The sequence below is a fragment of the Streptomyces sp. Mut1 genome, from assembly GCF_030719295.1.
In the GTDB taxonomy this organism is placed as follows: domain Bacteria; phylum Actinomycetota; class Actinomycetes; order Streptomycetales; family Streptomycetaceae; genus Streptomyces; species Streptomyces castrisilvae.
This window is the reverse complement of the sequence record NZ_CP120997.1, coordinates 2,063,929-2,074,909: the sequence shown is the minus strand read 5'-3', so window position 1 is coordinate 2,074,909 and position 10,981 is coordinate 2,063,929. Positions and strand designations below refer to the sequence as shown.

The 10,981-nt window shown below is 74.3% G+C and carries 8 protein-coding genes; 5 read left to right on the top strand and 3 right to left on the bottom strand.

The window, feature by feature from the left end; genetic code table 11:
* Positions 1 to 105: 105 nt before the first annotated feature.
* Together P8A18_RS08775 and pepE are read left to right on the top strand one after the other, a co-directional pair.
* Complete coding sequence (locus P8A18_RS08775) at positions 106 to 939, top strand: IclR family transcriptional regulator (protein ID WP_306053263.1); 834 nt, start codon at positions 106 to 108, stop codon at positions 937 to 939.
* 25 nt (positions 940 to 964) lie between these two features.
* Positions 965 to 1,693: a dipeptidase PepE gene (pepE, locus tag P8A18_RS08770; RefSeq protein ID WP_306053261.1), complete on the top strand. Its 729-nt coding sequence runs from the start codon at positions 965 to 967 to the stop codon at positions 1,691 to 1,693.
* Here the strand turns inward: pepE and P8A18_RS08765 are convergent.
* Complete coding sequence (locus tag P8A18_RS08765) at positions 1,656 to 3,497, bottom strand: MFS transporter (protein WP_306053260.1); 1,842 nt, start codon at positions 3,495 to 3,497, stop codon at positions 1,656 to 1,658. The two genes, pepE and P8A18_RS08765, sit on opposite strands and share 38 nt — an antisense overlap.
* Positions 3,498 to 3,765: 268 nt before the next feature.
* On the opposite strand from P8A18_RS08765, the gene P8A18_RS08760 reads away from it, so the two are divergent.
* The 3 genes from P8A18_RS08760 to P8A18_RS08750 all read left to right on the top strand — a co-directional run bounded on the left by P8A18_RS08760 (position 3,766) and on the right by P8A18_RS08750 (position 8,681).
* Positions 3,766 to 5,949: an acyl-CoA dehydrogenase family protein gene (locus P8A18_RS08760; protein ID WP_306053259.1), complete on the top strand. Its 2,184-nt coding sequence runs from the start codon at positions 3,766 to 3,768 to the stop codon at positions 5,947 to 5,949.
* A gap of 18 nt (positions 5,950 to 5,967) precedes the next feature.
* Positions 5,968 to 7,164, top strand: a complete 1,197-nt coding sequence (locus tag P8A18_RS08755) for a lipid-transfer protein (RefSeq protein ID WP_306060770.1) — start codon at positions 5,968 to 5,970, stop codon at positions 7,162 to 7,164.
* An 80-nt stretch (positions 7,165 to 7,244) separates the two neighbouring features.
* On the top strand, positions 7,245 to 8,681 hold the full coding sequence (locus tag P8A18_RS08750; RefSeq protein ID WP_306053257.1) for an MFS transporter: 1,437 nt from the start codon (positions 7,245 to 7,247) through the stop codon (positions 8,679 to 8,681).
* Positions 8,682 to 8,852: 171 nt separating this feature from the next.
* Here the strand turns inward: P8A18_RS08750 and P8A18_RS08745 are convergent, their stop codons facing one another.
* Both P8A18_RS08745 and P8A18_RS08740 read right to left on the bottom strand, forming a co-directional pair.
* Positions 8,853 to 10,295 (bottom strand): glycosyltransferase family protein, encoded by a 1,443-nt coding sequence (locus tag P8A18_RS08745; RefSeq protein WP_306053256.1) that lies wholly within the window; start codon positions 10,293 to 10,295, stop codon positions 8,853 to 8,855.
* Between the two features lie 50 nt (positions 10,296 to 10,345).
* On the bottom strand, positions 10,346 to 10,978 hold the full coding sequence (locus P8A18_RS08740) for a response regulator transcription factor (protein WP_306060768.1): 633 nt from the start codon (positions 10,976 to 10,978) through the stop codon (positions 10,346 to 10,348).
* Between the last annotated feature and the right edge of the window lie 3 nt (positions 10,979 to 10,981).

Below are 10,981 nucleotides of genomic sequence, written 5' to 3'. Positions count from 1 at the left end.
CCAGGGAGCCGGGGCTCCGGACGGGGTGCTGAGAGCAGATTCGGGATCGGATAGCGTTGAGCGCAATGATTTCCCGTTATCTGCAATTCACGTCTGAATGGTGAGATGGCCATGACGGAGTTCGATCTGGACCGGCGCACCCCCGCCGGAGCCCTGCAAACCGTGGACCGGGCGCTGCTCGTGCTGCTGGCCTTCGAGCGGACCCGGCCCGACTGGGGCGTCACCGAGGTCGCGGCGGAGTTCGGCTGGGACACCTCCGTGGCGCAGCGCCTCCTCGCCACCCTCGCGGGGCGCGGCTTCCTGGTCTCCGACCCGGCCACCCGGCGCTACCGCATCGGCCCCGCCGTGCTGCGCCTGGGCAGGCTCTGGGAGCGCTCGGGATCACTGGAGCTGCTGGCCGGACCGGTCCTGGAGGAGCTGCGCCGCGTCACCGGCGACACCGTGCTGTTCTGCCTGCCCGACAACTTCCACATGCGGTGCGTGGCCGCCGAGGAGGGCGAGACGGGACCGCTGCGCTACTACCCGCTGGTCGGCGAGCTCTACCCGGCGCACGCCGGGGCGACGGCCAAGTCCTTCTACGCCTGTCTGCCCGACGAGCAGCGCCACCGGCTGTTCCGTGGGCGCCCGATGGCCCGCTTCACCGACCGGACCGTCACCGATCCGGACGCGCTGGAACAGGAGTTCCTGAAGGTCCGCGCCCAGGGGTACGCCTGGACGGTCGGCGAGTACGACACCGGCATCGCGACCGTCGCCGTACCCGTCTTCCTGGGCCGCGAACCCTACGGAAGCCTCAGCCTGGGCGGGGCCGAGGAGCGGTTCGACGGGGCGCCGGAGAACCGCCTCGAAGCGCTGCGGCACGCCGCCGGACTGCTGGAGAAGCGCCTCACCCACCCGCCGCAGCGCCCGAAGCCCCGGACGCGCCGCACCCCCACGACCTGACCGAGCAACCCCGAAGAGGAACCCCGTGAATCTGCTCCTGCTCTCCAACTCCACCCAGTACGGCCGCGGTTACCTGGAACACGCCCTCGAAACGGTCACCGCCTTCCTGCCCGCGGGCGCCCGGCTGGCCTTCGTCCCCTACGCGCTCGCCGACCACGCCACGTACACCGCACGCGTCCGCGACGCCCTCGAACCGGCGGGGATCGGCGTGCACGGCGTCCACGAACACACCGACCCGGTCGCCGCGCTGGAGGCCGCCGACGCGGTGTTCGTCGGCGGCGGCAACTCCTTCCGGCTGCTGAGCGCGCTGTACCGGACCGGGCTGCGGGACGCGGTGCGCGGGGCCGTGCGGGCGGGGCTGCCGTACATGGGGGCGAGCGCCGGGACGAACATGGCGGCGCCCACCCTGCGGACGACCAACGACATGCCCATCGTGCAGCCGCCGTCCTTCGAGACCCTCGGCCTCGTCCCGTTCCAGATCAACCCGCACTACCTCGACCCGGACCCGGACAGCACCCACAAGGGCGAGACCCGCGAGGAGCGGCTCACCGAATTCCTGGAGGAGAACGACGTGCCCGTGCTCGGCCTGCGCGAGGGGTCGTGGCTGCGCGTCGAGGGCGAGACCGCCCGGGTCGACGGGGCCCGCCCCGCCCGGCTGTTCACGCGGGGCTCGGCGCCCCGGGAGCTGGCGGCGGGGACGGATGTGTCCCGGCTGCTCACGACCGCAGCGCGGTTCGACGCTCCGGCACGCTGACCGTCAGCACCAGGTCCGTGTCCACCGCGCCGCCGCCCGCGGGGCAGGCCGCCGGCCAGGCGCGCGGCGCGTAGTCGGTGGCGGACACGGCCAGCACGAAGGTGCCGGAGCCGGGGGCCGTGAGCGCCCAGCGGCCGGAGGCGTCGGTGGTGGTCAGCCCGGCCTGCCGGCCCTGCCGGTCGATCAGGGTCACATTGGCCCCGGCCACCGGCGCCCCGTCGGCCTCCAGCACCCGGCCCCTGAACCCCTGCGGGCCCGGCAGCGGGAGCGGGGCGACGGCCCCTCCGGCAGCGTCCAGGATTCCGGCGTCCAGGACCCCGGCGGCGGCGCGCCGGGCCGCCGCGTCGCCCTCGCTGCTCGCCAGGAGCACCGGGGCGGTGGCGGCGCGCCGCGACGGCAGGAACGAGGCCAGGACGAGCCCGGCCACCACCGCCCCCGTCGCGATGAGGAACGAGATGCGGAACCCCTGCATGGTGGGCACCGCGACCGTCCCCATCCGCGTCGAGGTGTGGGCCAGGACCATGCCGATCACCGCGCTCGACACGGAGGTGCCGATGGAGCGCATCAGGGTGTTCAGCCCGTTGGCCGCGCCGGTCTCGGAGGCGTCGACGGCGCCGATGATCAGGGCGGGCAGCGAGGAGTACGCGAGCCCGATGCCGGCGCCGAGCATCACCGCGATCACCACGGTCTGCCAGGCGGCGCTCATCAGGCCGAGCCCGGCCCCGTAGCCCACGGCGATGACCAGCATGCCGAGGATCAGGGAGACCTTCGGGCCGCGCCGGGCGGAGATCCGGGCGTACAGCGGGGCGACGAACATCATCGTCAGGCCGAGCGGGGCCACGCAGAGGCCGGCGACCACCATCGACTGGCCGAGGCCGTAGCCGGTGGACTTCGGCAGCTGGAGCAGCTGGGGCAGGACCAGTGAGACGGCGTAGAAGGCGACCCCGACCATGATCGAGGTCAGGTTGGTCAGCAGCACCTCGCGGCGGGCCGAGGTCCGCAGGTCGACCAGCGGGGCGTCGCTGCGCAGCTCGAACAGCGCCCACAGCACCAGCACGACCAGGGAAGCGGTGATCAGCCCGAGCGTGGTGGGCGAGGCCCAGCCCCAGTCGCCGCCCTTCGTGATGGGCAGCAGCAGGAGGACCAGGCCGAGCGAGAGGCCGAGCGCCCCGACGACATCGAACCGGCCGGGGGCGCGCGACGAGGTCTCGGGCACGGCCAGCACGGTCAGCACCATGGCCAGCACGCCGAGCCCGGCGGAGCCGAAGAAGAGGGTGTGCCAGTCGGTGTGCTGGGCGACGAGCGCGGCGGCGGGCAGCGCGAGTCCGCCGCCCACCCCGATCGAGGAGCTCATCAGGGCCATGGCCGAACCGAGCTTCTCGCGCGGCAGCTCGTCGCGCATGATGCCGATGCCCAGCGGGATCGCGCCCATGGCGAAGCCCTGGAGCGCGCGGCCCACGATCATGATCACGAGGTCGTCGGTGAAGGCGCATATCAGTGAGCCGACGACCATCACGGCGAGGCTGGCCAGCAGCATCCCGCGCTTGCCGTTCAGGTCCCCGAGCCGCCCCATGATCGGGGTGGAGACGGCTCCGGCGAGCAGGGTGGCGGTCATCACCCAGGTCGCGTCGGAGGGGGAGGTGTGCAGAAGGGCGGGCAGATCCTTGATGACGGGGACGAGCAGGGTCTGCATCACCGCGACGGTGATGCCCGCGAAGGCGAGGACGGGAACGATCCCCCGGCCCGCCCTCGCGCGCGGATCAGGAAGCTCCGCGGCGGGCTGTTCGTGCGTCGGCTGTGGCATGCGTGCGGCCTCCGGGCAGCGGTGGGAGCGGCGACAGGGGTGGGGCGAACGGTCGTGTGTCCCGGTCGTGGACAGCGTCGACCGCCAAGTCTGTGCAGGGTGAACCTTCTTCGGCTACGGCGTATTCCGGTGAACCAGGTGCGAACGGGGCGCGCTCGCCCCCGGGCCCGCACAACCGTCGGGATCGAGCCTGCGTCTGACCTTCCGTCAGATTGAAACGTGTTCTACTCTTGCGCCGTTCCAGTGGCTGCGACCGGCGAGGATGCGCATGGGCATCGGGATCACCGAAGAACACAGGGCGCTCGCACAGGCGGTACGAGGATGGCTGGCCAGAGCCGTACCCCCCGGCGCGGTCCGCGAACTGCTCGACGCGGACGCCCCCGCACCCCCCGGCGCACGCCCCGCGTACTGGGACGGCCTCGCCGGACAGGGCCTGCTCTCCATCCATCTGCCCGAGGCGTACGGGGGCTCCGGCGGCGACCTCCTCGACCTCGCCGTCGTCCTCGAAGAGGCCGGCCGGGCCGCACTGCCCGGCCCCTACCTGGCGCACGCCCTCACCACCGCCGCCCTGCACACCGCCGGCGCGGACGCGCTGCTCCGGGACCTCGCCAGCGGCCGCCGCACCGGCGCCGCCGCCCTCGGCCCCGGCAGCCTCACCGCCGTCCCGCACGGCGAGGGCCACCTGCTCGAAGGCACGGCGCCCCCCGTCCTGTCCGGGGCCGACGCCGGACTGCTCCTCCTCCCCGCCACCCGCGAGGGCGCGGTCCGCTGGTTCGCCGTGGACGCCGAGGCGCCGGGGCTCACCGTGCGCCCCCACCTCGGCGCCGACCCGACCCGGCCCACCGCCGAGGTCCGGGCCGCCGGCGTCCACGTCCCCGCCGGACGGCTGCTGCGCCTCGGCCCGGACCTCGTGACCGACCTGGCCGCCGTCCTGTTCGCCGCCGAGGCGTGCGGAACCGCCGCCCACGCCCTGGAGACCGCCACCGAACACGCCAAGGTCCGCGAGCAGTTCGGCCGGCCCATCGGGCAGTTCCAGGGCGTCAAGCACCTCTGCGCCGACATGCTCGTACGCCTCGAACAGGCCCGCGCCCTCACCTGGGACGCCGCCCGCGCGGCCGCCGACCCGCACCGCAGCGGTGACGTACGGGGGCTGACCGCCGCCCTCGCCGCGGCCACCGCGCTCGACGCCGCGTACGGCTGCGCCAAGGACGCCATCCAGATCCTCGGCGGCATCGGCTTCACCTGGGAGCACGACGCCCACCTGTATCTGCGCCGGGCCCTGGTCGCCCGCCAGCTGCTCGGGTCCGGCGACACCCACCGGCAGCGGGCGGTACGGCTCGCCGCCGCCGGGGCCCGCCGCGAACTCGCCCTGGAACTCCCGCCGGAGGCCGAGGCCCACCGCGCCGCGGCCCGCGAGGCCGTCGCCGCCGCCCGGGGCCTCGACCCGAAGGCCGCCCGCCGCGCCCTCGCCCCCACCGGCTACGCCGCACCCCATCTGCCCGCACCCCACGGCCTGGACGCGGGCCCCGTACAACAGCTGGCGATCCAGCAGGAGTTACGCGCCCAGGGCGTGAAGCTGAGCGACCTCTCCATCGCCACCTGGGTGGTGCCCTCGCTCCTCGCCCACGGGACGGCCGAGCAGCAGGAGCGCTACCTCCCGCCGACCCTGCGCGGCGACCTCCTGTGGTGCCAGCTCTTCTCCGAACCCGGCGCCGGCTCCGACCTCGCCTCGCTGCGCACCCGGGCCGAACGCACCCCCGAGGGCTGGCGGATCAACGGCCAGAAGGTGTGGACGAGCGCCGCCCAGTGGGCCGACCACGGGATCCTCCTCGCCAGGACGGACCCGGACGCGCCCAAGCACCAGGGCCTCGGCTACTTCCTCGTCGACATGAAGAACACCGAAGGCATCGACATCCGCCCGCTGAAGGAGATCACCGGCGACGCCCTCTTCAACGAGGTGTACTTCGACGACGTGCTGCTGCCCCTCGACGCGCTCGTCGGCGAGCCCGCCGGCGGCTGGCGGGTCGCCCGCAACACCCTGGGCAACGAACGCGTCCACATGGCCGACCAGATGACCTTCGACACCGGCCTGGAAGCGCTGATCGGCCGCGCCGCCGCACTCGACGGGGCCCAGCGCGCCCGGATCGGAGCCCTCGCCGCCGAGGCCCACGCCCTGGCCTGCATCGGCCTGCGCACCACCCTCCAGCAGGTCTCCGGGCTCGAACCGGGCGCGGGCGCCTCCGTACGCAAGCTCGTCCGGACCACGCACCAGCAGAAGACCGCCGAACTCGCCCTCGAACTCCTCGGTCCCGCGGGAGCGGTGTGCGAAGGGCCGGGGGAGCGGGCGGTGCACGGCTTCCTGATGTCGCGCTGCCTGACCATCGCGGGCGGCACCACCCAGGTACAGCTCAACGTCGTCGCCGAGCGCATCCTCGGCCTCCCCCGGGACTGAAGGGAAACCGTGATCATGATGAGGTCCTACATCGTCGGCGTCGGGATGACGAGGTTCGAGAAGCCCGAGACCCGCGACTGGCAGTACTGGGACATGGCGAAGGAGGCCGGCACCGCCGCCCTCGCCGATGCCTCGCTCGCGTACCGCGACATCCAGCAGGCCGTCACCGGCTACTGCTTCCAGGCGTCCACCGCCGGACAGCGCGCCGTCTACGAACTCGGGCTGACCGGGGTGCCCGTCTACAACGTCAACAACAACTGCGCCACCGGCTCCACCGCCCTCATGATGGCCCGGCAGTTCGTGGAGGGCGGCGCGAGCGACTGCGTCCTCGCGCTCGGCTTCGAGAAGATGGCGCGCGGCTCGCTCGGCGGCGGCGGGGCGGACGGCGGTGCGGGCGATTTCAAGACGTCCCCGGTCGCCCGCCACTACGCGGTCATGGCCGCCGCCCACGGCTTCGAGATGACCCCGCCCACCGCCCAGATATTCGGCAACGCCGCCCGCGAGCACATGGAGCGCTACGGCACGACCGAGGCGCAGCTCGCCGCCGTCGCCGCCAAGAACCACCGCCACTCCGCCGGCAACCCGTACGCCCAGTTCCAGGCCCCGTACACCGTCGACGAGGTCCTCGCCGCCAAGCCCGTCCACCTCCCGCTCACCCGGCTCCAGTGCTCCCCGACCTCCGACGGGGCGGCCGCCGCCGTCGTCGTGTCCGAGCGCTTCGTGGAGCGGCACGACCTCGGCGCGCGGGCCGTCGAGATCGCCGCCCAGGCCATGACCACCGACACCGAGGCCTCCTTCGCCTCCGGGACCTGCGTCGACGCGGTCGGCCTGCCCATGTCCCGGGAGGCGGCCCGGCAGGTGTACGAGGCGTCCGGCACCGGCCCCGACGACCTCGACGTCATCGAGCTGCACGACTGTTTCTCCATCAACGAACTCCTCACCTACGAGGCGCTCGGGCTGTGCGGCGAGGGCGAGTCCGGGCCGCTCGCCGAATCCGGCGCCACCACCCACGGCGGGCGCTGGGTGGTCAACCCGTCCGGCGGCCTGATCTCCAAGGGCCACCCGCTCGGCGCCACCGGAATCGCCCAGGCCGCCGAACTGACCTGGCAGCTCAGGGGCGAGGCCGGGGCCCGCCAGGTACCCGGCGCCCGCACCGCGCTCGCCCACAACATCGGCCTCGGCGGCGCCGCGGTGGTGACCCTGCTGCGCCGTTGAGGAAAGCCCGGGTCCTACGCCGCTGGACCGAGGCCGACCGGACCGGAAACCGATGTACGGGGCGCACGGCGGCTGCGAGTATGACACCCATGGTTGACGTCTCCACGCCCGCACCGCCCACCGACCGGATCAAGGCCCGCACCTGGGCGGTGGTCCTCGCCGCCTGTGTGGGGCAGTTCCTGGTGGTGCTCGACGTGTCCGTCGTCAACGTCGCGCTCCCGTCCATGCGCACCGACCTGGGGCTCAGCGCCGCCGGGCTGCAATGGGTGCTCAACGCGTACTCGATCGCGTTCGCCGGGTTCATGCTGCTGGGCGGGCGGGCCGCCGACCTCTACGGCCGCAAGCGGATGTTCCTCGTCGGCCTCGGCCTGTTCACCGCCGCCTCGCTGGCCGGCGGCCTCGCCCAGGAGGGCTGGCAACTGCTCGCCGCCCGCGCCGCACAGGGGCTCGGCGCGGCCGTCCTCGCCCCCGCCACCCTCACCCTGCTCACCGCGGCCGTCCCCGAGGGCCCCGCGCGGACCAAGGCCATCGGCACCTGGATGGCGGTCGGCGCGGGCGGCGGCGCGGCGGGCGGGCTGGTCGGCGGGGTGCTCACCGACACCCTGTCCTGGCGCTGGGTCCTCCTGATCAACGTGCCCATCGGGGTGCTCGTCCTGATCGGCGCCGCGCTCTGGCTCGCCGAGGGCCGCACGGGCGGCCGCAGCCGTATCGACCTCCTCGGCGCCGTCCTCGTCACGGCCGGCCTGGCCTCCCTGGCGTACGGCATCGTGCAGACCGAGGAGTCCGGCTGGACCGCCGCGCCGACCCTCGTACCCCTGCTCGGCGGCCCCGCGCTGCTCGCCCTGTTCGCCCTGGTGGAGACCCGCACGGCGAAGCCCCTGATGCCGCTGCGGGTCCTCGCGGCGCGGCCGGTGGCCTCCGCGAACGTCGCCATGGTCGTCATCGGCTCGGCCACGTTCTCCATGTGGTACTTCATGACGGTGTACGCGCAGAACGTGCTGGGCTACAGCGCGCTGGAGGCCGGACTCGCCCTGATGCCCTCCTCCTTCGCCGTGGTGCTCGGCTCCAAGGCCGCGCCCCGGCTGATGGCCCGCGTCGGCGCGAAGAACCTCGCGCTCATCGGCGCCGCCGTCGCCGCGACCGGCTTCGGTTGGCAGTCCACGATGACCGTCCACGGCTCCTACCTCACCGCCGTCTGTCTGCCCGGGGTGCTCATGATGGCGGGCGCCGGGCTCGCCTCCACCCCGCTCGCCTCCCTCGCCACCTCCGGCGCGGCCCCCGGCGAGGCCGGCCTCGTCTCCGGACTCGTCAACACCTCCCGCACCATGGGCGGCGCCCTCGGCCTCGCCGTGCTCTCCACGGTCGCCGCCGCCCGCACGCACGACGGGGCGGACCCGGTCGAGCTGACCGCCGGCTACGCACTGGCCTTCCGCACGGCGGCCGGGGTCCTGCTCGCCGGGCTCCTCGTGATGGCCCTCTGGCTCCCGCGCCACCGGCCGACCGTCATCAAGGTCTGAGCCCGTACGAGGCCGGGCGCGGAGCCCGTACGAGGCCGGGCGCGGGGCCCGTACGACGCCGGGCGCGCGGGGTCCGTACGAGGCCGGGCGTGCGAGGCCCCCCGGACGCCCGGCGCGCGAGGCCCCCCGGGTCACCGTCGTGTTCGCCCTGTCACTGCCGTGCCCGCCCCGTCACTTCCGCTCGTACAGCGTCACCCGCCGGCCGCGCACCCGGGCGTCCGCGACCACGGTGAAGTGGTCCCTCAGCACGGCGGCCTTCACCTTCTCCCGCTGTTCCGCTTCCGGCCGGGCCGCCTCCGGCGTGTCCGTCACCAGCAGTATCCGCGGCTGCGCCAGCATCGCGTCCCGTATCCGGGCCGGCTCCGCCTCCACCCCGTTCAGCGTCCCGGACTCATGCGGGCCCCGGGCCAGCGCTATGTCCCGCAGGCCGGTGAACGCGCCGGGGGAGACCAGCATCGTGTCCCGCCGGGCGCTCGGCAGGAACACCACCGCCGCCCCCGGCTCCTTCAGCCGCCGTATGTCCGCCGTGGTCGCCAGCACATCGTCCACCCGGCTCTCCGGGGACCGCTTGGCCAGGGACTGCGGAAGGAGCGCCGCCACCGTCGCGGCCAGCAGTACCGGGACCAGCCACCTCGACGCCGCGGGGAACCGGGGCGCCGCCGCCCGCACCGCCGCCGCGAGCCCGGCGCCCGTCAGCAGCGCCAGGCCCAGCAGGCTGAACAGCACGTACCGGTCCAGGAACAGCGGCTTGACCAGCGAGAGCGCGACCAGGCCCAGCTGGGGGACCGCCAGCAGGGGCAGCCCGACCGAGGCCAGGGAGAGCCGCCCCGCCCCCGGCCGGTCCGCCAGCGCGCCGAGCCCGCCGATCGCCAGCAGCACGGCGGGGCCGATCAGCATGTGCCAGGTCAGCGGCGGTATCCAGGACACCTGCTCGGCCTGGCCCGCCGTGAACAGGATCAGCGGCAGCGCACCGGCCACCGCGGCGGCCGAGGCCACCGCCCACCGCGCCCACACCCCGCGCCCGGCCCCGCTCCACGCCAGCGTCGCCAGATGCGCGGGCAGGATCAGCAGCGAGAACCAGTTCAGCAGCGCACCGGCCAGGACCGCGCCCGCGTACGCCGCCCAGCGCCCCCATCCGCCGCGCCCCTGGAGCAGGGCCACCAGGAGCAGCGTCGAGATCCCGGCCGCCGCCGCGACCAGGGCGTACGGGCGGCCCTCCTGGAGGTAGAACTGCACGGCGGGAAGGAGACCGAGCACCATCCCGCCGCCCAGACCCGCCCACGGCCCGGCCAGCCGCCCGCCGATCGCCGTCACACAGGCCGCCGCCACCGCCATGGCCAGCACGGACGGCAGCCGCAGGGTCGTGGTCGTCGCCCCGAACCAGTCGAACAGCCCGTGCATCAGCAGGTAGTAGACCCCGTGCACCGCGTCGACATGGCTCAGCAGGCCCCGTATGCCGGCGGCGGACCGCAGGGCCACCTGCCAGGTGGCGGCCTCGTCCCGCCAGACGCTGTCCTGCCGCGAGAGCCCCCAGAGCCCGAGGCCCAGGGTCCAGAGCGCCGGTATCGGCCAGAGCGGAAAGGCGCGCCGGAGCGCGGTGGTGCGGGAAGTCATCGATGTGGCCGGGCCCCTGGGTGGTGACGGTACGGACGAAGCGGTGGCGGTCAGAGCCAGCCCTGCTGCCGGGCCGCGCGGACCGCTTCCATCCGGTTGCGGGTGCCGGTCTTGCCGATCGCCGACGAGAGGTAGTTGCGGACCGTCGACTCGGAGAGATGCAGCTTGGCCGCGATGTCGGCGACGGTCGCCCCGTCCACCGACGCGACCAGCGCGTCACGCTCGCGCGCGGTCAGCGGGCTCGGCCCGGAACTCAGCGCGGCCGCGGCCAGCGCCGGATCGACCACCGTCTCCCCGGCCAGCACCCGGCGGATCGCCTCGGCCAGGTCCTCGACCGGGCCGTCCTTCACCAGGAAACCCGCCGCCCCGGCCTCCATCGCGCGGCGCAGATAGCCGGGCCTGCCGAAGGTGGTGAGGATCAGCACCCGGCAGTCCGGCACCTCCTCGCGCAGATCGGCCGCCGCGTCCAGCCCGCTGCGGCCCGGGAGTTCGATGTCGAGCAGCGCCACATCGGGCCGCGACGCCCGCGCGGCGGCCACGATCTCGTCGCCCGCGCCGACCTGGGCGACCACTTCCATGTCCGGCTCCAGACCGAGCAGCAGGGCGAGCGCGCCGCGCATCATCCCCTGGTCCTCGGCGAGCAGTACGCGTACGGACGGGGCCGGCGGGTGCTCCTGTGGCATCTC

Coding starts and splice junctions, on each gene's coding strand:
- P8A18_RS08775 (WP_306053263.1), top strand. CDS start 106: ATGGCCATGACGGAGTTCGATCTGGACCGGCGCACCCCCGCCGGAGCC.
- P8A18_RS08765 (WP_306053260.1), bottom strand. CDS start 3,497: ATGCCACAGCCGACGCACGAACAGCCCGCCGCGGAGCTTCCTGATCCG.
- P8A18_RS08760 (WP_306053259.1), top strand. CDS start 3,766: ATGGGCATCGGGATCACCGAAGAACACAGGGCGCTCGCACAGGCGGTA.
- P8A18_RS08755 (WP_306060770.1), top strand. CDS start 5,968: ATGAGGTCCTACATCGTCGGCGTCGGGATGACGAGGTTCGAGAAGCCC.
- P8A18_RS08750 (WP_306053257.1), top strand. CDS start 7,245: ATGACACCCATGGTTGACGTCTCCACGCCCGCACCGCCCACCGACCGG.
- P8A18_RS08745 (WP_306053256.1), bottom strand. CDS start 10,295: ATGACTTCCCGCACCACCGCGCTCCGGCGCGCCTTTCCGCTCTGGCCG.
- P8A18_RS08740 (WP_306060768.1), bottom strand. CDS start 10,978: ATGCCACAGGAGCACCCGCCGGCCCCGTCCGTACGCGTACTGCTCGCC.